Origin of the sequence: Paraburkholderia sp. RL17-383-BIF-A, from assembly GCF_046028015.1 — a bacterium.
Classification (GTDB): Bacteria; Pseudomonadota; Gammaproteobacteria; order Burkholderiales; family Burkholderiaceae; genus Paraburkholderia.
In genome coordinates this window covers 86,967-111,184 of record NZ_JARESR010000023.1, presented here as the reverse complement: position 1 = coordinate 111,184, position 24,218 = coordinate 86,967, and the positions used below count along the sequence as shown (strand labels likewise).

Genomic DNA, 24,218 nt, shown 5'->3' with positions numbered 1-24,218 from the left:
CTTCTAATTCAAAAAATGGTGCGCTAAACGGGCATCGGTGCGTCGGCAACTTGATGCTTCACTCGATCTTCATCTCGGCCAGTGGCCCAATCGCCGCCGGCGGCGGCCAGCGTCGCCTGACGGTCGCGGTAGATCGCGAGCCGTTCGGCCAATTTCGGGCTGACGCTCGTGAGCAGCGGCGTGCCGCCGCCGGCGTTCTGGATCTCGCGCCAGAAATGGCACGCCACCTGCCGTCCGTTGTCGAGCCGCTCGCTGACCGGCCGCACTTGCGCGCAGTGCGGCTTCGCGTGCGGACAGCGCGTATGAAAACGGCAACCGGACGGCGGCGCGCTCGGACTCGGCAGATCACCGGACAACGCCGGCTTCGCGCGCCGCTCGTGCGGGCTGCTCGCCGGAATCGCGCGCAGCAGCGCTTGCGTGTACGGATGCAGCGGCGCGTCGAACAGGGCATCGACATCGGCCAGCTCGACAATCTCGCCCAGATACATCACGGCGACGCGATCGCTCATATGGCGGATCACCGCGAGGTCATGCGCAACCATGATCAGCGTGAGGCCGAGATTCTGTTTCAGTGTTTCGAGCAGATTGATCACCTGCGCCTGCACCGAGACGTCGAGCGCCGACACCGGCTCATCGCCGACGATCAGCTTCGGCTCGCCGGCCAAAGCGCGGGCAATGCCGATCCGTTGTCGCTGGCCGCCCGAGAATTCGTGCGGGTAACGGTCCGCATAGGCCGGTTGCAGGCCAACCGTGCGCAGCAGTTGCGCAACGCGCTCGCGGTGCTCGACGCCGTTGCGCGCGAGCCCGTGCAGCGCGATCGGCTCGCCGACGATCTGACCGATCGTCATGCCCGGATTCAGCGAGGCGAACGGATCCTGAAAGATGATCTGCATTTCGCGACGCAGCCGCCGCAGCGGCGCGCCTTGCTGGTGGGTGATGTCCACGCCTTGATAGAACACCCGGCCGTCTGTCGAGTCGATCAGACGGAGCAGGAGTCGGCCCAGCGTGGACTTGCCACAGCCGGATTCGCCGACGATCGCGAAAGTCTCGCCGGCGTTGACCGCGAACGACACGTCGTTGACCGCATAGACAGTGGGCGTGCGCGTGAAGAGATGCCGCGCACCGCCAAAATGCTTCGTCAGTGCGCGCGCCTCGATGATCGGCGACGGCGAACTCGAGGCCGGGTCCGCATGCGGCGTTGCTGGAGTCAACCTCGTCATGCGAATTCCTTGCGTGATAGCGGCGCGGCGACCTGTTCGACCGGCGCTAGCCAGCAGGCGACGCGATGCACACCGTCGATCACCTTGTCGGGCGGCGCGGCGTCGATGCAGCGTTGCTCCGCGAACGGACAGCGCGGCGCGAAGCGGCAGCCATGCGGCATCATCTCGGGCGACGGCACGGAACCGCGGATCGTCGCGAGCGCGCCTTCACGCTTGCCGACCGACGGAATCGCGCCCATTAGTCCGATCGTGTACGGATGTTGCGGGTCGTCGAACAGATCGGCGACCGTGCCGTATTCGACGATGCACCCCGCGTACATCACCGCGACATGGTCGGCGACTTCCGCGACGACGCCGAGGTCATGCGTGATCAACACCATCGCGGTGCCGGTCTCGGCTTGCAGATTCTTCACGAGTGACAGCACCTGCGCCTGGATCGTCACGTCCAGCGCGGTGGTCGGCTCGTCGGCGATCAACAGGCGCGGGCGATTCGCGAGCGCCATCGCGATCATCACGCGTTGGCGCATGCCGCCGGAAAGCTGATGCGGGTACGCGTCCAGCCTCGTTTCCGGCGCCGGGATCCGCACGAGCCGCAACATCTCGAGCGCTTGCTCGCGCGCCTGGCCGCGCTCGACATGGCGATGCCGCCGGATGCTTTCGCCGATCTGCTCGCCGACGGTGAACGCCGGGTTCAGCGACGTCATCGGCTCCTGGAAGATCATCGACAGCCGGTTGCCGCGAATATCGGCCAGTTCGCGCTCGGACAGTGAGAACAGGTCCCGGCCTTCGAAGTGCGCGGTACCGCCGACGCGGTGCGCAGGCGGGCTTGCGAGCAGCCCCATCAGCGCGAGCGACGTCACACTCTTGCCGCAGCCCGATTCACCGACGATGCAAAGCGTCTCGCCAGGGCCGACTGAAAACGACACGTCGTGCACGAGGTTCGGCACCTCGGCCGCGCGCGAGAACTTCAACGAGAAGCCGCGGACCTCCAGGACCGGTCGACGGTCGGCATCGGGCATGCTTGAAAGCTCCATATCGGACTAATGGTCCTGTTCAATGCGGACGTTCTGGGGCGATTATCTGGTGCGCTTTACGTTGGAAAATATTAATATTTCTTGGTCACACTTAAATTTTACTTGTGGATGGGCAATGCCAACGCTGCGCATGTTGAGGACCTTCCGGGCCGTCGCACGAACCGGATCATTCGCCGCCGCGGCCGAGAGCGTCGCGCTGACGCAGGCGGCGGTGAGCTTGCAGATGCGCGCGCTCGAGCAGGCACTCGGCCGCCAGCTGTTTGATCGCAGCGGGCGGCAGATCGCATTGAACCGGCACGGGCAAGAGATCTGGCCGAAAGTCGAGCAGATTTTCGATCTGCTGACCGAGCTCGAGGGAACGCCGACGGATTCGATGGTCGGACCGGTGACGATCGGCGCCGTGGTATCGGTGATCGGCGCGCTGTCGCTGGTCGTCGCGCGGCTGAAGGCCGCCCATCCGCAACTGGATGTGCGGCTGCTATCGTCGCGCTCCGACGAACTGGCCAAGATGGTTGAGGCGGGAGAGGTCGATATCGCGGCGATCGTCGCGCGTGCCGACATCACGCTGCCCGACACGCTGAAGTGGACGACGCTCTACACGGAGCCGCTGATGCTGATAGCCAGCCGCAAAATCACCGATACCGATCCGCAGCGCATCCTGCTCAGCCACCCCTTTCTGCGCTTCGACCGTCGGGTGCGCACCGGGCGCGTCGTGGAGCATGCCTTGCAGGCGGCAGGCCTCGCGGTCAACGAGTACCTCGAACTCAACTCGATCGAGACGATCGTGGCGCTGGTGCGCGAAAATATCGGCGTCACGGTGCTGCCACTTCTGCACCGCGGCAACTGGCACAACGATCCGTCGCTACGCGTGCTGTCGATTTCGAATTCACCGGTATTGCGCACGGTCGGCATGATCCATCGCGCGTCGTATGACAGACGCGCCATTACGCAGGCGATTATCGATACGCTGCACGGCAGTTAGGCGGCCTGGTTGCGCGCAAGGGGTTGGGCGGCGAGAAGAGATGAGAGGTGATCGGGAGGCCGGTTATCTGCTTACCGGTGTGCAATCTGAGCGCGCTCGTCGACCACACCGGCAGGCAGGTCCCCGACGCGCGCTCACAGCGATGACGCGACAATTCCGCGCGACTGCACGCCGCGCATACCTTGCTCAGGCGCCACGAAACCTCACGACTTATCCGACGGCCGCGGAGTCAGCATCAGCGCCAGCACCGCGACCCCAATCACCAGCAACACGCCGCCATACACGGTGTCGTTGCGGGTGTCGAACAGAACGCCGTGAATGACCATCGCCATGCCGGCGAGCGCGACGAACACCGCGATGGCCGCGAACACGATCCGACGTTCGGCGCGAATCATGGCGCTCTCCCGCGAGATGGTTGGTGCCGTAAGACGCACAGGAACAACGGAAGACTTCCAACCACGCACTATTCTCTTTCTATCGACGACAAATCGCGCAGGAAGTCGAGCCGAAACCTCAATCTATCGTAGATGGCGATCGGCCAATAGTAAATACGGATACCGCCTGGCTGCCCTCATACCCAAGGCGGCGGTCTGAGCGCAGCGCAGGCTTTCTTCGGATTGAATGTGTACTCAGGGATGCAGACGATCGACTGCTAAGGTGGCTCATAATTACACGCCACGAGCCGGCGCTGATTGAACGCCTAAAACTTGGGATGACATTCGAAATTCATGGACGACCCATGCTCCGTCAGCACTTGCACGCCGCTGACGGTTTCCGTCGTCACGCTGGCTTGCATGCCGCGACGCTCGCAGTAATCGCGCGCCTGGTTCATGGCCTGTTCGTGCGCGCGCGCCCACGCCATGCGTCCACCGGTAGCGCTTGCCGCGACTGTATAGGTGTTGGGCTTGCTGGTGGCCACCACGTCGCTGGACGTGGCGCATCCCATCAGACTCGCGCACGCGGCGATGGCCACGACAAGGGCGCGCGCGCGTCCCGACAGCGGGTATCGCTCGTTGAGCGCGCCGAATGCCGCCGCCCGCCCGGGCGTGCGGTCCGAGACTGAGTTGAACATGTGTCACCTGCACTTCATTACGGATTAGTCGATATCGAATTATCCGTAATCGCGCGCAAGAGATCAGCCTCGCCATCTGAAAACACTGTTGCTTGCGCCTAAACAATCGCACACAGCAAGTCCACTCGTCTCTCACCCGACATCAATTCGACCGCCCGCCACGCGTTTTATTGACGCAGGATCGTCGCACGCGCCAACGGTGGCCGCGTTATTTCTCGCCGTCCATCCAACGCGAACGGGTCGGCACAGTCGTTGCTGTCGGTTCCCGTGTGAGCGCGCTCGGCACCTTTCCGCAGGCCCTGACCCATCTAACGCTGATCAACGCGGCCGGTCAGCTCGATCGCAACCTCGATAAGGTCCACACTCCGTGGACCTGAGCGCGGCGCGCCGCGCAAAAAACTTCCGCAATCGCACCTCAGCGTCTAGTCTGTAACCACACCATTCCAACCAGACCGGACATGAACCGGAGGAGACAGTCGATGGATCTCGAAGCACGCACCATGAAACGCGTAACGGTTCGGCTCGTGCCGTTCCTGATGCTCTGCTATTTCATAGCCTATCTCGACCGCGTCAACGTCGGCTTTGCTGCGTTGCAAATGAACAAGGCGCTCGGCTTTTCCGCGAGCGCTTTCGGTTTCGGCGCTGGGATCTTCTTCATCGCCTACTTTTTCTTCGAGGTGCCGTCCAATCTGCTGCTGGAGAAATTCGGCGCGCGCCGCTGGATCGCGCGAATCATGTTCACATGGGGCATTCTCGCGGGCGCGATGGCGTATATCCCAGATATTGCGCGTTACACGGGGTTTTCGGCCGCGCACGTGTTTTACGGCCTGCGCATTTTGCTGGGCGTGGCGGAAGCCGGCTTCTTTCCCGGCATCATCTTCCTGCTCACCTTGTGGTTCCCCGCCGCGTATCGCGGCCGCGTGGTCGGCTACTTCATGGCGGCCATTCCGCTGTCCACCGTGATCGGCGGGCCGATTTCCGGCGCCTTGCTGTCGATGGACGGCTTCGCCGGACTGGCCGGCTGGCAATGGGTCTATCTGATCGAGGCGGCGCCCGCTCTGGTGCTCGCGTTCGCGGTGCTCTACTACCTGACCGACAAGCCTGCCGACGCGAACTGGCTTGCCGCCGACGAGCGCAACTGGCTGGTCGCGCGCCAGAAACAGGAGCGCGATCATCGCGAAGCCGTGCATGCTTTCAGCGTGAAAGAAGCGCTCTTCAATCCGCGCGTGCTCGCGGTCGCGCTGATCTATTTCGGTGCGAACGCAACCAACTACGGGCTGAGTTTCTTCCTGCCGCAGATCGTCAAATCGTTCGGCCTCACCAACCTGCAGACAGGCTTCGTGACGTCGCTGCCGTACATCGTCGGCGTGATCAGCATGGTGTTCTGGGGACGGCATTCGGACCGCAGGCTCGAACGCAAACGGCACGTGGCGTTCGCACTGCTGGTGGCGGCCGGCGGCATCGCCGCGGCTGCCGGGCTCGACAATCCGGTGCAGAAGATGATCGCGCTGTCGATCGCCGGGTTCGGCATCTTCGGCTGCCTGCCGGTGATCTGGACCCTGCCGGCCGCATTCCTGTCGGGTGCGGCGGCGGCGGGCGGCATCGCCGCGGTTAACTCGCTTGGCAATCTGGCGGGCTTTTTCGGACCCTACGCGATGGGCTGGATCAAGGACAGCACCGGCGGCTTCGGCGCGGGTCTGTTGTGTCTGTCGGGCGCGGGACTCGTCGGGGTAGCGGCCGTTCTGCTGCTGCATCACGACGCTTCGCTCGAAGCGTCGTCCGGTTTTTCGAATCCTGACATCGCGGACGGCGCGAAGGCGGCGCGGTCCTAGGCGCGTTTATTTCCGCCGCGGCTGGTACGAAACGGGCCACGCCGTGAAAGGCGTGGCCCGTTCCACATCAAGGCGCGCCGCGGCCGCTCGCCGACGTTGCCGGCAGCGCGTTGGCGGGACTGCCGGCATCGGGCGGCACTACGTCGTCCGGCGTGGGTGTCGGCGCCAAGGCCGGCTCGCCACCCCCGCGCGCTTCACCATCCACCGCCCCGCTCGCGGCCACCGGCGCCGAGCCCGGCGTAGGAAGCAGCGGCGGTTGCGGCAACGCACGCGGCTGCGCGGCAGCGGACGCCGACGGCTCCACAGGCGCTGTCGGCGGCGCATGACGTGTCGCATTGCGCGGCGCAACCGGCGCCTCCGGTTTGGCCGGCGAAGCCGCGAACAGATTCTGGAACCACTCGCGCAATCTGCCCGAGCGCTCGGCAAACCAGCCCGGCTTCTCGTCGGTCGCGAACTTGACGCGCGTATCGACCAGCCTCGAGCGCTGCGCGCGCTGGAAGAAATCACCGACGATCGGCAGCGCGCTGTGTGCCCCTTGCCCCCAATAATCGCTGCGCAAGGTCACGCGGCTGTCGTTGAAGCCCACCCACGCGCCCGCCACGAGTTGCGGATGAATCAGGATGAACCAGCCGTCCGCATTGCCTTGCGTCGTCCCCGTTTTGCCCGCGACGTCGCCGCGCACGCCGAAACGGCTGCGAATGCTCGACCCCGTGCCGCGGTTCACCACGTCGCGCATGACGTCGATGAGCACGCGGTCGGCGTCGGCGGATAGCTCCTGTTTGGGCGGCACCGGCGCGAATTCGGCCAGCACCTCGCCCTTGCGGTTCTCGATGCGCGTCACCATTACCGGTTCCACGTAGCCGCCCAGATTGGCGATCGTGCCGTAGGCCGCGACCATCTCCTTCAGCGTGACGGGGCTCGTGCCGAGCGCGAGCGACGGCACCGGGTCCAGCTCGCTGTCGCGCACGCCCATGGCGCGGGCGAGACGCGCGACCTTGTTCGGCCCGACCGTCTCCATCAACTGCGCGGTAATCCGGTTGCGCGAATACGCGAGGCCGTCGCGCAGGCTGATCTTGCGCTCGCTCGGCTCGTCCTCGTCGCTCGGACGCCAGACTTCGCCGCCCGCCAGCGGGATTTCCACGGGCTTGTCCACGAAGGTGTCGGCGGGCTTCGCGCCCGACTCGAAGGCCGCCGCGTAGACGAACGGCTTGAAGGTCGAGCCCGGCTGGCGCCGCGCCTGCTGAACGTGATCGAACGGATCCTGGCTGAAGTCGCGGCTGCCCACCCACGCTCTGATCTGGCCGTTGCGCGGGTCCATCGCCAGAAAGTCCGCCTGCACGCGCGTCTTGGTCTCGCAGAGCGACTTGACCAGTTCGCGGTCGGACGAGACGCGCTTGAGCGCGTCGTCGTCGCTTAGTCCCGCGTCTTTGGCGGCGCGGTAGTCCGGTGTTTCGCGCAGGAAGGTCTGCAGCAGATCGCGGCCATTCGAGCAGCCCGAACGCGTGCCCCACGCGGCGTTGGCGATCCCCTGCAACTGGTTGCCCTGCAAGGTGACGGCTTGAGTGGCCATGGTCTGCAGACGCGAGTCGATGGTGGTGCGCACCACCAGCCCGTCGGCGTACATGTTGTAGTCGTTGCGATCCGCCCATGAGGCGAGCCACTTGCGCAACTGCTGCGCGAAGTGCGGCGCGGGTCCGGGCGGCTCGGTCTGGCGCTCGAAATCGATGTGCAACGGCCGGCGGCTGAGCGTGGCATAGGCCGCCGGCGTCAGCTTGCCGTACTTGACCATCTGCCCGAGCACCGTATTGCGGCGCTGCAACGCGCGTTCCGGGTTGATCACCGGGTTGTAATAGCTATTGCCCTTGAGCATGCCGGTGAGCGTGGCGCTTTCCAGCACGGTCAGATCGGAGGCCGATTTGTCGAAATAGGTGCGGGCCGCCATCTCGATGCCGTAGGCGTTGTAGAGGAACGGCACCGTGTTCAGGTAGGTCTCGAGAATCTCGTCCTTGGTGTAGAGCGCCTCGATCTTGAACGCCGTGATCGCTTCCTTGAGCTTGCGTGTGAGCGTCGGCGCGCGGCCGATTTCGTCGGGATAGAGATTGCGGGCCAACTGTTGCGTAATGGTCGAGCCGCCTTGGCGGTCGCCGGAAAAGGTGTGCAGCGCGGCCGAGGCCGTGCGCCGCCAGTCGAGACCCCAATGCTGGTAGAAGCGGTGATCTTCAGTGGCGATCAGCGCATTCACCACGTTGGGCGAGATGTCCTTGAGCTTGACCCACTCGCGGTTGGAGGGCTTGAATTCCGCCAGCAGCTTGCCGTCCGCCGACAGAATCTGCGCCGGCTGCTCGACCTTGGCCTTGCGGATGTCGCCGATGCCCGGCGTGAACGGGATCAGGATCAGCACATACAGCACGAACAGCAGCGGCAGCGCCGCGCAAGCCTTCAGCACGCCGCGCCAGGTAGGATGGCGCACGTGCCACAAGGCTTGGGCGATCAGGGGGTTCGCCAGAGTCAGCCCTTTTTCAAGGGTCTCCAGAAATGAGGGGATCAGGCGCTTCACGCTAGCTTCGAGTCGGCTTGGAAAGGCGCAATCCTACCAAGATGCGCGGCGGCGGCCGATTTTTGTGGCGCCAGCGCGTCGCAAGGGGCCAACCCCGCGCGGTGCGCCCGCATCAATCGAGGCCCACTATAATGTCGCCAATTCCGACAAGAGGTGCTTCATGATCATCAAACCGCGCGTGCGTGGCTTCATCTGCGTTTCCACCCATCCGACCGGCTGCGAGGCCAACGTCAAGGAACAGATCGAGTACGTCAAGGCACGCGGCCCCATCGCCAACGGCCCGAAGAAGGTGCTCGTGATCGGCGCATCAACGGGCTACGGCCTCGCCGCCCGCATCAGCGCGGCGTTCGGTTCCGACGCCGCGACGCTCGGCGTGTTCTTCGAGCGCGCCGGCAGCGAGACCAAGGCGGGCACGGCCGGCTGGTACAACACCGCCGCCTTCGAGAAATTCGCCACGGAGAAAGGCCTGTACGCCACGAGCATCAACGGCGACGCCTTCTCCGACGAAGTCAAGCAGCGCACCATCGAAGTCATCAAGCGCGATCTCGGCCAGGTCGATCTGGTCGTCTACAGCCTCGCCGCGCCCAAGCGCACGCATCCGAAAAGCGGCCAAGTGTTCAGCTCGACGCTCAAGCCGGTCGGCCGTGCCGTGAATCTGCGCGGCATCGACACGGACAAGGAAGTCATCAAGGAAACCGTGCTCGAACCCGCCACGCAGGACGAAATCGACCACACCGTCGCGGTAATGGGCGGCGAAGACTGGCAGATGTGGATCGACGCCCTGCTCGAAGCCGGCGTGCTCGCGGACGGCGCGAAGACCACCGCGTTCACCTACCTCGGCGAAAAGATCACCCACGACATCTACTGGAACGGCTCGATTGGCGCGGCCAAGAAAGACCTCGACCAGAAGGTGCTCGGCATTCGCGAGAAGCTGGCGGCCAAAGGCGGCGATGCGCGCGTCTCCGTGCTCAAGGCGGTCGTCACCCAGGCGAGCTCCGCGATCCCGATGATGCCGCTGTATCTGTCGCTGCTCTTCAAGGTCATGAAGGAAAAAGGCACGCATGAAGGCTGCATCGAACAGGTCTACGGCCTGTACAAGGACAGCCTGTACGGCACGGCGCCGCATCTCGACGACGAAGGACGTCTGCGCGCGGACTACAAGGAACTCGATCCTGAAGTGCAAGACCGCGTGCAGGCGCTCTGGACTCAGGTGACCAACGACAATATCTACGAACTCACCGATTTCACCGGCTACAAGACGGATTTCCTGCGTCTGTTCGGCTTCGAAATCGCGGGCGTGGATTATGAAGCGGACGTCAATCCGGACGTGCAGATTCCGAAGCTCGTTCAGGTTTGACAGACGGTGGGGCCGACGGTGGCCCCGCCTCGTTGACGTCTGCTGGCCGGGCGCGTTCCAGGGCCGCTGCGTCGAGATCGTGGAGATTCTGCCGGGCATGGAGAACGCTTACGCGAAATGCTGCGAGCGCGAAGCTCCGGCCGCAGCCTGAGCCGCGCGAGCCACGCAGTCCCGCTCGGCCTCAGCAGGGAAACGCGCCCTGCAGCGAACGGAGAATCGCGAGACCGATCGGAAAGTCGTCCGAAATGCTCGGGTGATTGTTGAAAAACTCGTCGAGCAACGGATAGACGTTCTGGTTGCCGATCGCGAGATTTTGCGGCGGGCAGAAGAGCGCCGGACGCTTCTTCGCCACCAGATCTCCATTCGCCCAGCCGAACGCATTGATCGTGCCGGTGATGTACGCCGCGTAGATCGAGTTGTTATCGGCATGCGCCCATTTTTTGTACTGGGCGGCCGTCATCTCGGCACTCGCATTCAGAGTGAAACACGCTGTCAGTAACGCCAGCGCAACTTTCGATACCCGCATCGTGGAACCTTCAATCGGTGTCGCAAAAGCGGCCATTGTAGGCGACTCGGGGCGTGCCACGCAGAAGCGCTTGCACAGGCAGGAATCCGCAAGCACCGTGCATGGTTTTTGTAAGCGGCGCAGGTGTCCGCGAGCGCGTGTGCAAAGCCCGCCGCGGTCACTCGCGGACGTTACGGTGTGCCGTTGCGGCAATACGTTCGGTAAGCTTCGCGCGGGGCAAGACGCGCCATATAGGCGGCGACCGCGGGCAAATCGCCGTGCTGCAACGGCGTCTCAAGCCAACGGTTGATAGACAGCGCGATCGGAATGTCCGCGAGCGAAAACGTCTCTCCCGCGATGAACGCGCCAGTCTGTTCCAGTTGACCTTCGATCACGGCCATATGCCTCGCCCAGTTCTCGCAAGACAGCTCGATCTGCCGCGGGTCCTGGTGGGCCGGAGAATGCCTGACGAGCGCCAGAAAAGCATAGCTCCACGAGCGGTTCAATTCGCTCGCCTGCCAGTCGATCCATTGATCGCAGCGGGCGCGCTCGCGAGGGTCGACGGGATACAACGACTCGCCCTGATAGCGGCCGGCGAGGTAACGGATGATCGAATTCGACTCCCACAACACGAACTCGCCGTCCTTGATGACGGGGACCATCGCGTTGGGATTCAGCGCGAGGAACTCCGGCACGCCGGTCGCGCGAAATCCGGAGCCCCAGTCTTCCTGCTCGAATGGAAGCGCGAGTTCCGCACACGTCCACAGGACTTTGCGGACGTTGATGGACGAGGTCTTGCCGAGGATCTGTAGCATGGGTTCAAACTGTATCGGCGGCGTGCTGAAGCCGACAGGCACGATTTGCGTCGTGCGCACCGGGCCAGCTGTGCTCAGTGCGAAGCGACAAAGATCGAGCCCGGCGCGGGCGGCGGCATGGCGAAGGTCTTGCGCAACCGGTCGGCCTCCTCGACCGGACTGCGGCCGAATAAGCGCTTGAATTCGCGGCTGAACTGGGAAGCGCTTTCATAACCCACCTGCGCGCACGCTAGCGCTGCCGTCATCTCGTTTCTCACCATGAGCAGGCGCGCCTGATGAAGTCGCGTCGACTTCAGATATTGCATGGGCGACGAGCGCGTGACTGCCTTGAAGTGAAAGTGGAAGGTGGGCACGCTCATGTTCGCTTCCAGCGCCAGTTGCTCGACGCCCAGGGGCTCGCCATAACACGCGTGAATCTTGCGGATGGCCTTGGCGATCCTCGCGAATTGTCCTTGCGCGGTCAGGGCGGCGCGCAGCGCCCCGCCCTGCTCACCCGTCAGCACGTGGAAATAGATTTCGCGCACCAGCGCCGGCCCGAGCAGCTCGGCCTCCAGCGGCACGCTCATCGCTTCCAGGAAACGCAGCACTGAAGCGCTCAACTTCGCATCGAGCGGGGTCGACATCATGCCGAGCGGCTCGGCTCGCACGCCCGCGTTCCGCTCGTCGAGTTGCAGCATCAGATCGGCCGCCACCTTGAAGTCGAGGCGCAAATAGATCGCGAGCAAAGGCTCCGCCTCGCTCGCTTCGGTTTCCATCGAGAACGGCACCGGCACCGAGACGGCCAGATAGTGCTGCGCGTCGTACACGTAGACCGTATTGCCGAGAAAGCCCCGTTTGCGGCCCTGGCACACGATCACCACGCCGGGGTCGTACAGCACGGGCGTGCGACTGAGCGGCCGGTTCGAACGCAAAAAGCGCACGTCGGGCAACACGGTGAGGTTGTAGCCTTCCACCGGCGCGAGATTTTCGAGCAAGGCCACCATGCGTTGCCGCGCGCCTGGATTACGGTGTTTGGCCGTCACTTTTGAGCCCCTTCCAAAACATGCATAACCAGACGGCAATGTGCCACCGCCGCGCTGGAAAATCCATCGACTCATAGGATTAGGCAATCACCGCAGACGAACCGGCATTCGCACCGGACCTGGCCGCCCCTACCATGCAGTCCTGGGCTGGCTTCCGTCAACGCCGTGCGCTTTCGCCCGAAGGCGCCGCGTGACGGCGGATAAACAAAGGAGTGGATCATCATGAGCAAAACGTTTCTGATCACCGGCGTGAGTTCCGGTTTCGGCCGCGCGTTCGCGCAGGCTGCGCTCGACGCGGGCCATATCGTCGTCGGCACGGTGCGCAATCAGGCCGCGCGCGACGCCTTCATGGCGCTGGCGGCTGGACGGGCCCACGCCATCGTGCTCGACGTGACGGAGTTCGACGCCATCGAGCCCGCCGTCGCGGCGATCACGCAAACGGTCGGCCCGATCGACGTCCTCGTCAACAACGCGGGTTACGGGCACGAGGGTACGCTGGAAGAGTCGCCGCTCGACGATATACGCCGGCAATTCGACGTCAACGTGTTCGGCGCGGTGGCGATGATCAAGGCCGTCTTGCCGGCCATGCGTGAGCGTCGCTCGGGTCACATCATCAATATCACCTCGATGGGCGGCTTCATCACGTTGCCCGGCATTGCGTACTACTGCGGTAGCAAATTCGCGCTCGAAGGCATCACCGAGACGCTGGCGAAAGAAGTGGCAGGCTTTGGCATCAAGGTGACGGCCGTCGCGCCCGGGTCGTTCCGCACTGACTGGGCCGGCCGCTCGATGATCCGCGCTGGCCGCAGCATTGCCGACTACGACGCCCTGTTCGACCCGATCCGCGAGGCGCGCGAGGCGAAGAGTGGCAAGCAGGCCGGCGATCCGCGCAAAGCGGCTCAAGCACTGTTGACGATCGTCGCAGCGGAGAATCCGCCGGTGCACCTGCTGCTCGGCAACGACGCGTTCGATCTGGTGAAAGCGAAGCTCGCTGCACTGAACGCGGAGATTGAAACGTGGGAGGCATTGTCGCGTTCGACCGATTTCGGCTGAAAACAACGATGCATATGCGTGGGCATGGGCGTATCGAAAGCCCATAAAAACAGGGCGCGCGCAATCAATCTGCCGATTGCGCGCGCCGATACACTGTCTTGATTGCCTCTACCGCTTACTGATTCCGAATCCGGATCGGCCCGCCGATGCTGTTGAACAGCAAATCGCCGTTCGGGAACAGTTGCGGTTGAGCGTAGCCGCCGTTACCCCAATTGGACTTGCCGAAAATCGCGCGATACACGACCTTGCCGGTATTCCAGTCGAGGCCGTCCATTTCCCAGCCGTCTTTCTCGTAGTAGCCATTGGTCATCACAATGCCGGAAGGGCCGCTCATGGTCGGCGCCATGCTGATCGACACCACCGAAGCGTTGGTCCACGCCGACTTCCACTGATGCTTCGCCGGATCCCAGTCGATACGCTCGGCCCCATGCGCCGGCTTGTTGATCGGACCGAGCGACAGGACGTCGACCAGTTTGTCCTTTTCGCCGTGCTCGGCAATGTTGTTGACCACGAATGCGCCATATCCGTTGACAACCACCGACTGCTCGGACTGGATGTATTTCGTGCTCGACGGCAAGCCGGCAGTCACGAGAATCTGGCCCGCGATCCGGTTCGATTTCGTGCCCGACTGTTTCTTGAAGCCCTCGGGAATCTGGTCGCGCCAGAACGCCACGAGTTTCATGCGATCCGCGCCGTCCGTTATCACGACGAGCCGGTCGTCATCTTTGCCAAAGCCCATCAAGGTCGGCGTCGAGCCGGTTCCGGTTCCGAACTTGACTGTCGGCATCCAGTCGCCCGTGTCGTATGGCGAACTCCACGCGCCGTCAGACGCGTCGTTGGAGAGTTTGGTCCCCGTCCAGACGACCTTGTGCATCTTCTTGTCGGAGGCGAAATAGAGGCCGTTCCTGTCGTCGACCGCAACCGAATTGCTGACGAACTCGTTCTCGTCGAGGTGGATGGTGTGCGCCTGGCCGCTCAGATCGCGGTTGATCACGGAGACCGAGTTGTTGCCCAGCACGACGAGCTTGCCGTCATAAGTCAGATTCAGACCCATGATGCCTTCCTTGCCGGAGAAGCCGTGCTGGCCCGTCAGCACATCTTTGCTCAGATCGCGCGATGCGACCACTTCGATACCCGCTGCGGGATTGCGCGGATCCTTCAGGCCATAGACGAAGATCCGGCCGTCCGCGGTGTTGTAGTAGACGCGGTTGTCCTTGTCGACCAGACCGTAGATGCCATTGCCCACGCGCGTCTGATCGAGGCCCAGCCGGTTGAAGACGGCGTCCTTCACCTGATCGACGTTAGCGAAATGCTGATCCAGCACCTTGCCGAGCACTGCAGGCTCGATCACCTTGACGCCCGGCGGCGTGATGCGCGCGACTTCCCTGAATCCGCCGTTCGAGACGTCGATGTACGTCGCACCTTCGCTCGACACTCCCCACATAAAGTCTTTCGATGTGGACTCGAGCGTCATGATGTTGACGGGGCCGCGAATCACGCGTGGCTCTTTGGCCGGGTCGATGTGGAACGTGCCGCGCGTTAGAGGATAGGGTGCGACGTCGGTAGCTGCCGGATCGACGTGAGTCAACGCATAGGTCTTCGACGAAAAAAACGGATTCGGCGCGGGCTCGCTAACAACAGCAAACGCGGATGACACACTCAGAGATACCACAGCCGCAATCGCGCCAAGCCGCAGCGCCATTTTTTTGTTACTTTGCATTCAGTTCTATCCTCACAATGTGGGTGGTGACGCGGGCGCTATGTTCAACTGATCGTCTTCACAACACAATGCTGCGCCGGTTAAAACTCAATTTGCGCTTATGAAATTGAAAGACGATTGGCTTTCCGAAACAAAGCAAGCTGAATAAGAAAGTCATTGAGCAGGCGCCCAACTGCCCGTCACTAACGACGACCGGCATGATCAGTGCGATCTGGATAATCAGGATCGCGAAAATATCCGCGAAGCCGGTCGAGCGGCAACGGATTGTTCCGCATACCTTGGCTCCGTGAGAGTGACATCGCGTCGCATAGGCGAGTGGGTGGCGCTTTCGTCGAGCAACCAACGGGTTACGCTTAAGTGAAGTGGAGACGCGCAGGCGGAACGCGGCCTGACGACCTTGCTTCCTGGCCGTCGCCGCTTTCACGGCTTCACGGCTTCACGGCTTCACGGCTTCACGGCTTCACGGCTTCACGCTTTCACGCTTTGAGCGTCGCCTGCTCGAGAATCATGTCGTAGAGCGCCTGCGCCGCCGGCGACAACTGCGCGGTCTTGCGCGCCACGAGGACGAGTGTGCGCGACACGACGGGTTGCGTGAGCTCGACGGTGCGCACCGTCGCATACGCGCCCTTCTGGAGCGCGAGCGCCGGCACCACGGCCGCGCCCACACCTTGCGCGACCAGGCCGACAGCGGTCGAACTGCGCTGGACCTCGTAAAAGGAGCGCAAGGCCAGCTCGCTCGACTCCAGTGCGACATCGAGTAACGCGCGGTTGCCACTCACCTCGCCCGCGAGAATCAGCGGATAGGATTGCAGTTGCCGCCAGGCAATGCGGCGCCGCTTCGCGAGCGGATGATCTTCATGGCAGATCAAGACGTAGCGGTCCTCCGTGAGCGGCACGCTGACCAGATCCGGATGCGCCTCGCGCGCAATATTGATGCCGAATTCCACCTCCCGCCGCAGCACGGCCTCCTCCACCGCAGCCGAAGCGTGATCGAGAATCCTGATCCGGTTATGCGGGTAGCGCGCGGAATAGGCCTGCAGAATGCGCGGCAAATACTGCACGCCCACCGTCGGTACGCAGGCGATCGACACGTCGCCACGCCGCGCCTCGCCCGTCTCGCGGATTTCCACCAGCGCGTCGGCGAGTTCGCCGAGCAGGCGGCGCGCCTGCGGCAAAAAACTGCGCCCGATCTTGGTGAGCGCCATGGATCGCGTGGTCCGCTCGATCAGCGTGACGCCGAGGTAAGTTTCGAGCTTGCGCAGACGCTGCGTAATCGCCGTTTGCGTGACGTGCAATGAATCGGCGGCGCTCTGGAAGCTGCCGCGATCCGCAATGGCGACGAATGCCTGGACACCGAGCGTGTCGATTTTCATTAGAAAAATGAAGGAATCGGAATGATAAATTCATTTTACTCCGCGCTCGGCGCCACTGAAAATGAACGGATTGGATCGGTTCGGGGCACGGTCCAGACGGAGTCCCCGACAACCGGTCCGGCCATCACGCACACGAGGAGCAACAGATGACGTCGAAGCAGGATTGGCAAGCAAAGCAATACGTGTTGTTCGAAAACGAGCGCACGCGTCCGGTCAGGGATCTGCTGGCGGCCGTGCCGGCAACGGACGTACGGAGCGCGGTGGACATTGGCTGCGGCCCGGGCAACTCGACCGAAGCGCTCGCCGCGCGTCTGCCGGGCGCCGTCGTCAGCGGCATGGACAGCTCGCCGGACATGATCGAGGCGGCCCGCAAGCGCCTGCCGCAATTCCAGTTCGAGGTGAGCGACATTGCCACGTGGGACGCGCATGGGCCCTATGACCTGATTCTTGCCAATGCGGTGCTGCAATGGGTGCCTGATCATGAGCGGCTGTTTCCGTCGCTCGTGGCGAAGCTCGCGCCGGGCGGCAGTCTCGCCGTGCAGATGCCGGACAACCTGGACGAGCCCGCACACCGTCTGCTGCGCGAAATCGCTGCGGACGGCCCGTGGGCTGCCAGACTGAGTGGCCTCGAGCGCACCCTGCGCTACGACGCCGGCTGGTACTACGCGTTGCTCAAGCCGCTGTGCGCGCGGGTCGACGTGTGGCGCACCGTCTACCACCACCCGCTTGCGGGCGGCACGGACGCGGTGGTCGAATGGTTCAAGGGCAGCGCGCTACGGCCCTTCCTCGCCGAACTCGACGCCGCCGGGCAAGCCGCCTTCCTGCGGCGATACCGCGACGCGATCGCCGAGGCTTATCCGGCGCTCGCCGACGGCACGGTGCTGTTGCCGTTTCCGCGGCTGTTCATCGTCGCCACCCGCTAGCGCAGCAGGCCCGCGAGTCAGCTGGCGTGCCTGCTGTGGCGCCGGCACGCCAGGGAACGTCAGGAATTGCCGCGCTTGAATTCTGCGTGATATTGTTCAATCAAAGCGGAGGATGGCGGCTCGCCGTCCTCACCGGAACGCAATTTACAGCAGCGAGCGTCGCCATGAGTGATGTACGCCATCATCTGAGTCCACGAGACCGTTTGGAGCTGTTGTGCTGGCTCACATGCGGCAGTCTTGGCGCTTATTACCTGAATGAGGACTGGCCCGACGCGGCGTTTCACGTGCAGGCGGCCCACAAATGGCTCGACCGGCGCGCGCGCGAGGCCGACTGGCTGAGTATCGCGAAACTGTCGGCCACCGCGGTGGAGATTGCGCGGCGGCACGCACAGTTTGTCGAAACCGATTGGGCTAGAGACGCGGTCGAGGAGATTCTTGATACGGACGAGCTGGACCCTCAGGCCAGGCTCGTCAGGCAGGTGATCGCCGATTGTCAGAATGCTTTGGCTGATAAAAGGCTGGCGGATTAGCTTAGGTTTTTGCCTTGGCCGGGGTGCATCAAAAGTTATGCCGCAGCCCCAAAATCACCGAAACCTGCCGATCCGTATCCGAATTGACGATATTGGGAATCTGCGCCAGATTCTCCGTCCCTCCTGTCGCCGGATCCACTCCCAACCCGGCCCCTGAAGACTTTTGCCCGATCGCCACGGCATAGACAGCGGTGCGCTTCGAGAGGCTGTACACCGCGCCAAGATTGACCTGGTGCACCCGGGTAGAAGCCCCGCCGCCCGGTTCGGCATCATTGAAGATATACGCCAGCCCAAGCTGCAAATCCGGTGCAACCATATAAGTCGTGTTCAACTCGGCAATATCGAACGAAACATCGGCTCCCGCGGGCCGCGCGGCACTCGCGAAGTACTGGCTTTGCGACAGCCGTGTGTGCGTATAAGTCACCGCTACACTCGCCTTGCCGAACGCGTACGCCCCCCCTGCCCCAAGAATGCGCACCTTGCTCGCATCCTGCAACAGACAATACGACGCGTCCGCGTTAGCGCAACTCAGATCGCCGATATAGCTGCTGGTGCCGCCCAACGCCGCCTGCAACGGCTGATTCAACTCCAGATACCCCGCGCTCAGCGACAACGGTCCCTGCACGTAATTCGCCGCCAGCGCCCACCCCTTGTTCTGCGAAAAATGACCCGCCACGCCGCCCAGACTGAACAGGCCACCCAGCGTGAAGCCACCGAAACTCGGACTGATGTACTTGATCGAATTATTGAAGTTGAACGCTTCGTTCAGGTTGTCGATGTCGCCGAAATGCGAACCGTATAGCGTCGCCCAATTGTTGCTCGACGCGTACGCACCCATATAGTCCGAGAACGGATCGTATTGACGCCCGAACGTCAACGCCCCATACGTGCCGTTGTTCAAACCGACCCACGCATTGCGGTTGAACAGCGTATTCGATTGCAGCATCGCGCCGTTGCCGATCAGAAAGCTGTTCTCCAGCGCGAAGTTGACGCTCGTCCCGCCGCCAATGTCCTCCGTGCCCATCAAGCCCCAGCGCGACGGCACCAGATTGCCGCCCGCCAGCTGGTAGTTCGCGTGCCCGTTGGTGCTGCCGTCGGCGAGCGTCGTTTGCTGGTTGTTCGTGTAGACGACACCGGCGTCGACCGTGCCGTAAAGCGTCACCGAAGATTGCGCGTGCGCGCCCATCGCAAGGCCGAGCGCGGCCAGCGCAAGCGCCGGGCGCTTGACGAAATTGTCTGCCATGATTTTCCTGCCGGGAAGTAAGGAGAGTGGTAGTCGAGCGACGCGATTACTGGCCGAAGCGCGCGTAGATATCCGGGCGCTTCCTGCGCAGAATGAGACCGATCACCACGCCGACGCACGCCACCGTGAATACGATCCACGGAAAGGATTTGACGATCGGACTATCGGAGCCGCTGAGCGCGTCGAGATTGCGCACCAGAATCACGCCGATATAGAGCAGACCCAAACCACCCACCAGCGGTGCGACGAACGAGTGCCATACGCGCGTGTCCTTACGCGTCTTGCGGAAGAACGCGATCACCGAAAAACTCGTCACCGCCTGCAACATCACAATGCCGATCGTGCCGAGCGCGGAGCTCCAGCTGAACACGATGTTGAACGCATCGCTGCCCGCCGCGATGAAAAGCCCGAGCAGCACGCAAACGGACAGCGTTTGCAGATAGCTCGCCCTATACGGCGAACGGTACTTTTCGTGCACGCGGGTAAGCACTTGCGGCAGGATGCCCTCGAGACTCAGCGCGTGGATATAACGCACCAGCGTGTTATGAAACGACAACAGACTCGCGAAGATACTGCTGAGCAGCAGAAAGCTCATCACCGTCGTCACCGCTCCGCCCAGATATTTGCCGGACTGGATGAACCAGAAATCGCCGGGCTGTTTGGTGGCGACCGTGACCACATCGGCAAGACCGTACGCGCAGACAATCGTCCACGTAACAAAGGCGAAGAACACGAGAATCAGCATGACCGATACGTACGTCGCGCGAGGCACCGTCACTTTCGGATCGCGGCATTCCTTACCGTAAATCGCGGTGGCCTCGAAGCCGATGAACGACGCAAACGCGAACATCACCGCAATGCCGAGGTGGCCGCTGAACACATGTTGCGGCGTGAACGGCGCGAGCGTGAGGCCGTTGGGTCCGCCGCCATGCACGACGATCGCGATCGCGAGCAGCAGCAGAATGCCCAGTTCAAGACACATCAGCACGCCGAGCAGGCGGCTATTCAGATCGATACCGCGTATTCCGGTGAATTGCACCACCGCTACGCAGATCAACGAATAGCCGTACCAGGGTAAGCCGGTATGCAACAGCGGCGAGAGAATCACGGTGCAGAAGAATCCAAACAGTCCGTACAGCGCGATCTGGATGAACGTGTACGACATCAGTGCGACAAGCGCGCCGGCCATGCCCAACGGCCGCCCGAGTCCGGCGGTGATGTACGCATAGAACGCACCGGCTCGCACCACGTGCCGGCTCATCGAAGCAAAGCCGACGCTGAAGATCAGCAGCACCACGCCCGCAACCACGAACGCGCCCGGAATGCCCGCGCCGTTACCCAGACTGATCGCGGGCGGCACCGCGCCGAGCATGCCGGTCAGCGGCGCGGCCGCCGAAATCACGAGGAAAACGATCTGCCACAGGCCCAGCGTATTGCCTTTCAATTCCACGGCGTTCTCCGCGTCGACCGCACGGGTCGGAGAATAAGGTTCACTCATCGCTGCCTCTGTTGTGTTGGCTAGTCTGGAACACGTCCTGAACCCCAGCACGGCTGATCCAGGCACCCGGTTGACCGACGTCCGAAGCTTCGGTGTGAGCGCATGGTAGGTAGCTAAAAAATAAAGCGACTTCGCGAACCGCGCCAAATTTTCGATAATGTGCGCCAATGCGCCGGGAAGCCAGAATTCAGCGGCTTGCCGTGAATATTTAGGAACCTGAACTATTTTCGCGCGGCAACATCTGGCCTGCACGATGCTTTCACAATGAAAGAAAGTGCCATGAGGTCCGGCGCTATTGTTTTTTCCAGTTGCGCGTGGCGCGCCACAAGACGGTCGCATCGGCATAACCGACAGCGCGGGCGATCGCCGCATTGGTGAGTTCTTCCCGTTCGAGCAGCCCCTCCACACTGCGCTGCCGCTCCTCGCGCAGGATTTGCCGCACGGACGTGCCCTGCTCCGCAAGGTGCCGCTGCAACGAGCGGTGCGAGAGACCGAGATCTTTCGCAATGTCGGCGACGATCAGCTTTTCGTGCGCGAGACGTCGCGTAACCAGATCGCGAACCTGCTCGACGATACTGTGGGGCATCGCATCGCGTGCAATCAGGTCGGTCGCGTGGCGCTCCATCATGCGCGCCATTTGCGAATCGGCGCTCTTGAGCGGTGCGTCGAGATCCTGCGGACGCAGAATCATCCCGTTGAAAGGCTGCTGAAAGCGCACCGGCACACGAAAGATTCGCGCATACGGTTTGATATCCGCGGGCGCTGCGTGCTCGAAATGGACTTCGACCGGATTCCACGCTGCGCCCCTCACCAGCCGGACCATATGGCACATGGTCGAGAGGCTGTATTCCGCATCCTGCCGGCGCGGCCAGATTTGCGGACTGGCGATCTGATAAGTCCACATCGGCCATTCGTCGTCGCGTAGCAATTCGCAGGTCGTGGTGTTCTGCCACGACGCGAGCGCGAGCGAAAACTTGCGCAACGCCGCGTTCAAGGTGGGGGACGAAAAGAACACCAGACCCGCCGGCCCGAGTTCCGTCACTTGTAATTCGCTGCCGAGGCGCAAGCCGAGTGCGGACTCGCCGAGCACTTCGGCGGCACGTTCGAACGCGGCCACATAACGCGTGAGCGGCAGAATTTCATACGGATTGGACAAGAGCCGCCGACTCATGCCGAACTCCTCCAGCAGCGCGTCGCATTGCGCGCCCGATGCGTCGAGAGCGCGCACAACCGGTCCCATGACCGCGGCGCGAATCATCGGGAAACTGCCATTGAGCGTGACTTTTTTCATGTTGAGCGTCTCCTCCTCAGTCTTCGCTGATGTGTTGCCCGAGTCATTCCTCTTGGCGCACTTTATCGTTCATTTGGCGCGATAAGCAAGCGCGAAAATAATATTGGGTTCCTACGATTTGCCATCGACTCAGCGATTGCCGCGCGCCATTTGCCTCGCGAGCACGCTGTCCGGTCCAGCAACTCCTTACGGGAATCTTATGAACACGAATGCCACGAAAGCCGCTCACGTCCCCGTTCATCCGCTCGATCCGCTGAGCGGCGCAGAAATGCAACTAGCGTGCGATCTCGTGAAAGCCGCGGAAAAACTCGATTCGCACGCGCGCTTTCCAATGGTGGAACTGCGCGAGCCGCCGAAAGCCGAAGTCGTGGCGTTCAAGACCGGCGAGTATTTTTCGCGGACAGCCTTCGTGCTTGCAATCGATCGGACGAATGGCGCGACGATCGAATTCGAGGTGGACCTGAGAGAAAAGAAGATCGCCGCGCGCCGCGTCATGCCATTCGGCGAGGCGCCTTACGGCCAGCCGCCGATCATGATCGACGACTTCATGAACGCGGAACAGATCGTCAAGAGTGACGAAGCATGGCGCGTAGCCGTGATGAAACGCGGCCTCAGCGAAAAAGATCTGGAACGCGTTCAGGTCGATCCGTTCTCGGCGGGCTGTTTCGATCGCGAGAACGAGAACGGCCGGCGTCTCGTGCGCTGCGTGAGCTACTACCGCGAAACGCTGACCGATAACGGCTATGCGCATCCTATTGAAGGCGTGCTCGCCGTGGTCGATCTGCTCGAAAAGAAGGTGATCGAACTCGTGGACGACGGCCGCATCATTCCGATTCCGCGCGCCAAACACAACTACGACACGCCGAGCCTCGGCGAGCCGCGCAGCACGCTCAAACCGCTCTCGATCAACCAGCCCGACGGCCCGAGCTTTACGATCGACGGCTGGCACGTGAACTGGCAGAACTGGAACTTTCGCGTCGGCTTTACGCCGCGTGAAGGACTCGTCCTGCATCAACTTTCGTGGGACGACGGCAAGAGCGCGCGACCGATCATCTACCGTGCGAGCGTCACGGAAATGTGCGTGCCCTACTCCGACCCGAGCACCAACCACTACTGGAAAAGCGCCTTCGACGCCGGCGAATACGGTCTCGGCAAACTCGCGAACCAGCTCGAACTGGGTTGCGATTGCCTCGGCACGATTCGCTATTTCGACATTCCGTCCGCGGACGACTTCGGCAATGCATTCGTGATGAAAAACGCCGTCTGCATGCACGAAGAAGACTATGGCACGCTGTGGAAGCACTATGAATTCCGCACCGGTGTGTTCGAAATGCGCCGCTCGCGTCGTCTCGTGATTTCCTTCTTCGCCACGGTCGGCAACTACGACTACGGCTTCTACTGGTATCTCTACCAGGACGGCACGATCCAGCTCGAATGCAAGCTGACCGGCATCGTGCAGACCTCGGCGGTCGCCGACGGCGATACCTATCCGTGGGGCGGCATGATCACGGAGAACCTCGGCGGCCCGACGCACCAGCACTTCTTCAATGCCCGCATGCATATGATGGTGGACGGCGAGCACAACACCGTGACCGAACATGAATTTGTGCCTCGTCCAATGGGCGACACCAACCCGTACGGCAACGTATTCGACACGACGAAGCGCGTGTTGAAAACCGAAAGCGAAGCGGCTCGTGTCGCGAACGGCAACACCGGCCGCTACTGGAAGGTCTTCAACCCGAACGTGAAGAATGCCGTCGGCGCGAATCCAGGCTACAAGCTGGTCGTGAACGACTCGCCGCTGATGCTCGCCGATGAACGTTCCAAGGTGCGCCAGCGCGGCGGCTTTGCCACGCGTCACGTATGGGTCACGCCGTTCGATCCGGCCGAGCGCTATGCCAGCGGCGATTACCCGAATCAGCATTCAGGCGGTGGCGGACTGCCGCGCTATATCGAAGCGAACCGCAACATCGAGAACGAAGACATCGTGCTGTGGCACAGCTTCGGCCACACACACGTGTGCAAGCCGGAGGACTTCCCGGTGATGCCGGTGGAATACGCAGGATTCATGCTCAAGCCGAACAACTTCTTCTCGGCGAACCCGACCATGGACCTGCCGGCCGAGCGTGATCTGAACAGCGTTGAAGACGGCAAGTTCCCGGATCATGGTTGCTGCAAGCACTGATCCGAT

At 62.5% G+C, this 24,218-nt stretch carries 21 protein-coding genes; 7 read left to right on the top strand and 14 right to left on the bottom strand.

What is annotated here, in order from left to right; genetic code table 11:
- Nucleotides 1–23 precede the first annotated feature (23 nt).
- A complete protein-coding gene (locus P0D71_RS24225) occupies nucleotides 24–1,220 on the bottom strand; it encodes an ABC transporter ATP-binding protein (RefSeq protein WP_408482503.1) in 1,197 nt (398 codons plus the stop codon).
- Nucleotides 1,217–2,239, bottom strand: coding sequence for an ABC transporter ATP-binding protein (locus P0D71_RS24220; protein ID WP_408187078.1), 1,023 nt, complete (start codon nucleotides 2,237–2,239; stop codon nucleotides 1,217–1,219). Before P0D71_RS24220 ends, P0D71_RS24225 begins: the two co-directional genes overlap by 4 nt.
- Nucleotides 2,240–2,369: 130 nt before the next feature.
- Here P0D71_RS24220 and P0D71_RS24215 point away from each other — a divergent pair, with 130 nt between their 5' ends.
- A complete protein-coding gene (locus P0D71_RS24215; protein WP_091794190.1) occupies nucleotides 2,370–3,236 on the top strand; it encodes a LysR substrate-binding domain-containing protein in 867 nt (288 codons plus the stop codon).
- A gap of 203 nt (nucleotides 3,237–3,439) precedes the next feature.
- Here the strand turns inward: P0D71_RS24215 and P0D71_RS24210 are convergent, their stop codons facing one another.
- Together P0D71_RS24210 and P0D71_RS24205 are read right to left on the bottom strand one after the other, a co-directional pair.
- On the bottom strand, nucleotides 3,440–3,631 hold the full coding sequence (locus P0D71_RS24210; protein WP_091794192.1) for a DUF2964 family protein: 192 nt from the start codon (nucleotides 3,629–3,631) through the stop codon (nucleotides 3,440–3,442).
- Between the two features lie 305 nt (nucleotides 3,632–3,936).
- On the bottom strand, nucleotides 3,937–4,308 hold the full coding sequence (locus P0D71_RS24205; RefSeq protein ID WP_091794194.1) for a hypothetical protein: 372 nt from the start codon (nucleotides 4,306–4,308) through the stop codon (nucleotides 3,937–3,939).
- A 479-nt stretch (nucleotides 4,309–4,787) separates the two neighbouring features.
- On the opposite strand from P0D71_RS24205, the gene P0D71_RS24200 reads away from it, so the two are divergent.
- Nucleotides 4,788–6,140, top strand: coding sequence for an MFS transporter (locus tag P0D71_RS24200; protein WP_408482502.1), 1,353 nt, complete (start codon nucleotides 4,788–4,790; stop codon nucleotides 6,138–6,140).
- A 67-nt stretch (nucleotides 6,141–6,207) separates the two neighbouring features.
- On the opposite strand, the gene P0D71_RS24195 is transcribed toward P0D71_RS24200, so the two are convergent.
- Entirely contained in the window at nucleotides 6,208–8,697 is a 2,490-nt protein-coding gene (locus P0D71_RS24195; protein WP_408482500.1) for a penicillin-binding protein 1A, read from the bottom strand.
- Nucleotides 8,698–8,857: 160 nt separating this feature from the next.
- Here P0D71_RS24195 and fabV point away from each other — a divergent pair, with 160 nt between their 5' ends.
- Nucleotides 8,858–10,054 (top strand): enoyl-ACP reductase FabV, encoded by a 1,197-nt coding sequence (fabV, locus tag P0D71_RS24190; protein WP_408482499.1) that lies wholly within the window; start codon nucleotides 8,858–8,860, stop codon nucleotides 10,052–10,054.
- 181 nt (nucleotides 10,055–10,235) lie between these two features.
- Here fabV and P0D71_RS24185 read toward each other — a convergent pair whose 3' ends face one another.
- The 3 genes from P0D71_RS24185 to P0D71_RS24175 form a co-directional block, all read right to left on the bottom strand.
- The gene (locus tag P0D71_RS24185; RefSeq protein WP_286161942.1) at nucleotides 10,236–10,514 is read right to left on the bottom strand and encodes a hypothetical protein; all 279 of its coding nucleotides are present in this window, start codon (nucleotides 10,512–10,514) and stop codon (nucleotides 10,236–10,238) included.
- Between the two features lie 236 nt (nucleotides 10,515–10,750).
- Nucleotides 10,751–11,374 carry a glutathione S-transferase family protein gene (locus tag P0D71_RS24180; protein WP_408482497.1) on the bottom strand — a complete coding sequence of 208 codons (624 nt, stop codon included), beginning with the start codon at nucleotides 11,372–11,374 and terminating at the stop codon, nucleotides 10,751–10,753.
- A gap of 74 nt (nucleotides 11,375–11,448) precedes the next feature.
- On the bottom strand, nucleotides 11,449–12,357 hold the full coding sequence (locus P0D71_RS24175) for an AraC family transcriptional regulator (protein WP_408303501.1): 909 nt from the start codon (nucleotides 12,355–12,357) through the stop codon (nucleotides 11,449–11,451).
- A gap of 261 nt (nucleotides 12,358–12,618) precedes the next feature.
- Between P0D71_RS24175 and P0D71_RS24170 the strand changes: the two genes are divergently transcribed.
- Nucleotides 12,619–13,449 (top strand): oxidoreductase, encoded by an 831-nt coding sequence (locus tag P0D71_RS24170; protein ID WP_408482495.1) that lies wholly within the window; start codon nucleotides 12,619–12,621, stop codon nucleotides 13,447–13,449.
- 115 nt (nucleotides 13,450–13,564) lie between these two features.
- Here the strand turns inward: P0D71_RS24170 and P0D71_RS24165 are convergent, their stop codons facing one another.
- From P0D71_RS24165 to P0D71_RS24155, 3 genes are read right to left on the bottom strand one after another with little or no spacing between them, the layout of a single operon-like run.
- Complete coding sequence (locus P0D71_RS24165; RefSeq protein WP_408482493.1) at nucleotides 13,565–15,169, bottom strand: hypothetical protein; 1,605 nt, start codon at nucleotides 15,167–15,169, stop codon at nucleotides 13,565–13,567.
- Between the two features lie 58 nt (nucleotides 15,170–15,227).
- Nucleotides 15,228–15,593, bottom strand: a complete 366-nt coding sequence (locus tag P0D71_RS24160) for a hypothetical protein (RefSeq protein WP_408482491.1) — start codon at nucleotides 15,591–15,593, stop codon at nucleotides 15,228–15,230.
- A gap of 52 nt (nucleotides 15,594–15,645) precedes the next feature.
- Nucleotides 15,646–16,542, bottom strand: a complete 897-nt coding sequence (locus P0D71_RS24155) for a LysR family transcriptional regulator (RefSeq protein ID WP_408482489.1) — start codon at nucleotides 16,540–16,542, stop codon at nucleotides 15,646–15,648.
- A 146-nt stretch (nucleotides 16,543–16,688) separates the two neighbouring features.
- Here P0D71_RS24155 and tam point away from each other — a divergent pair, with 146 nt between their 5' ends.
- Nucleotides 16,689–17,465: a trans-aconitate 2-methyltransferase gene (tam, locus tag P0D71_RS24150; RefSeq protein ID WP_408482487.1), complete on the top strand. Its 777-nt coding sequence runs from the start codon at nucleotides 16,689–16,691 to the stop codon at nucleotides 17,463–17,465.
- Between the two features lie 164 nt (nucleotides 17,466–17,629).
- Complete coding sequence (locus P0D71_RS24145; protein ID WP_091800518.1) at nucleotides 17,630–17,995, top strand: hypothetical protein; 366 nt, start codon at nucleotides 17,630–17,632, stop codon at nucleotides 17,993–17,995.
- 28 nt (nucleotides 17,996–18,023) lie between these two features.
- Here the strand turns inward: P0D71_RS24145 and P0D71_RS24140 are convergent, their stop codons facing one another.
- The 3 genes from P0D71_RS24140 to P0D71_RS24130 all read right to left on the bottom strand — a co-directional run bounded on the left by P0D71_RS24140 (nucleotide 18,024) and on the right by P0D71_RS24130 (nucleotide 22,027).
- Complete coding sequence (locus tag P0D71_RS24140; RefSeq protein WP_408482485.1) at nucleotides 18,024–19,238, bottom strand: porin; 1,215 nt, start codon at nucleotides 19,236–19,238, stop codon at nucleotides 18,024–18,026.
- 46 nt (nucleotides 19,239–19,284) lie between these two features.
- On the bottom strand, nucleotides 19,285–20,736 hold the full coding sequence (locus P0D71_RS24135; protein ID WP_408482483.1) for an APC family permease: 1,452 nt from the start codon (nucleotides 20,734–20,736) through the stop codon (nucleotides 19,285–19,287).
- Between the two features lie 292 nt (nucleotides 20,737–21,028).
- Complete coding sequence (locus P0D71_RS24130; RefSeq protein WP_408482481.1) at nucleotides 21,029–22,027, bottom strand: AraC family transcriptional regulator; 999 nt, start codon at nucleotides 22,025–22,027, stop codon at nucleotides 21,029–21,031.
- A 199-nt stretch (nucleotides 22,028–22,226) separates the two neighbouring features.
- Between P0D71_RS24130 and P0D71_RS24125 the strand changes: the two genes are divergently transcribed.
- Nucleotides 22,227–24,212 (top strand): primary-amine oxidase, encoded by a 1,986-nt coding sequence (locus tag P0D71_RS24125; protein WP_408482480.1) that lies wholly within the window; start codon nucleotides 22,227–22,229, stop codon nucleotides 24,210–24,212.
- Nucleotides 24,213–24,218 lie beyond the last annotated feature (6 nt).

Excerpts from the sequence above, each read along its gene's own strand:
- P0D71_RS24225 (WP_408482503.1), bottom strand. The coding sequence starts at position 1,220 with ATGACGAGGTTGACTCCAGCAACGCCGCATGCGGACCCGGCCTCGAGT.
- P0D71_RS24220 (WP_408187078.1), bottom strand. The coding sequence starts at position 2,239 with ATGCCCGATGCCGACCGTCGACCGGTCCTGGAGGTCCGCGGCTTCTCG.
- P0D71_RS24215 (WP_091794190.1), top strand. The coding sequence starts at position 2,370 with ATGCCAACGCTGCGCATGTTGAGGACCTTCCGGGCCGTCGCACGAACC.
- P0D71_RS24210 (WP_091794192.1), bottom strand. The coding sequence starts at position 3,631 with ATGATTCGCGCCGAACGTCGGATCGTGTTCGCGGCCATCGCGGTGTTC.
- P0D71_RS24205 (WP_091794194.1), bottom strand. The coding sequence starts at position 4,308 with ATGTTCAACTCAGTCTCGGACCGCACGCCCGGGCGGGCGGCGGCATTC.
- P0D71_RS24200 (WP_408482502.1), top strand. The coding sequence starts at position 4,788 with ATGGATCTCGAAGCACGCACCATGAAACGCGTAACGGTTCGGCTCGTG.
- fabV (WP_408482499.1), top strand. The coding sequence starts at position 8,858 with ATGATCATCAAACCGCGCGTGCGTGGCTTCATCTGCGTTTCCACCCAT.
- P0D71_RS24185 (WP_286161942.1), bottom strand. The coding sequence starts at position 10,514 with ATGACGGCCGCCCAGTACAAAAAATGGGCGCATGCCGATAACAACTCG.
- P0D71_RS24180 (WP_408482497.1), bottom strand. The coding sequence starts at position 11,374 with ATGCTACAGATCCTCGGCAAGACCTCGTCCATCAACGTCCGCAAAGTC.
- P0D71_RS24175 (WP_408303501.1), bottom strand. The coding sequence starts at position 12,357 with ATGGTGGCCTTGCTCGAAAATCTCGCGCCGGTGGAAGGCTACAACCTC.
- P0D71_RS24170 (WP_408482495.1), top strand. The coding sequence starts at position 12,619 with ATGAGCAAAACGTTTCTGATCACCGGCGTGAGTTCCGGTTTCGGCCGC.
- P0D71_RS24165 (WP_408482493.1), bottom strand. The coding sequence starts at position 15,169 with ATGCAAAGTAACAAAAAAATGGCGCTGCGGCTTGGCGCGATTGCGGCT.
- P0D71_RS24155 (WP_408482489.1), bottom strand. The coding sequence starts at position 16,542 with ATGAAAATCGACACGCTCGGTGTCCAGGCATTCGTCGCCATTGCGGAT.
- tam (WP_408482487.1), top strand. The coding sequence starts at position 16,689 with ATGACGTCGAAGCAGGATTGGCAAGCAAAGCAATACGTGTTGTTCGAA.
- P0D71_RS24145 (WP_091800518.1), top strand. The coding sequence starts at position 17,630 with ATGAGTGATGTACGCCATCATCTGAGTCCACGAGACCGTTTGGAGCTG.
- P0D71_RS24140 (WP_408482485.1), bottom strand. The coding sequence starts at position 19,238 with ATGGCAGACAATTTCGTCAAGCGCCCGGCGCTTGCGCTGGCCGCGCTC.
- P0D71_RS24135 (WP_408482483.1), bottom strand. The coding sequence starts at position 20,736 with ATGAGTGAACCTTATTCTCCGACCCGTGCGGTCGACGCGGAGAACGCC.
- P0D71_RS24130 (WP_408482481.1), bottom strand. The coding sequence starts at position 22,027 with ATGAAAAAAGTCACGCTCAATGGCAGTTTCCCGATGATTCGCGCCGCG.
- P0D71_RS24125 (WP_408482480.1), top strand. The coding sequence starts at position 22,227 with ATGAACACGAATGCCACGAAAGCCGCTCACGTCCCCGTTCATCCGCTC.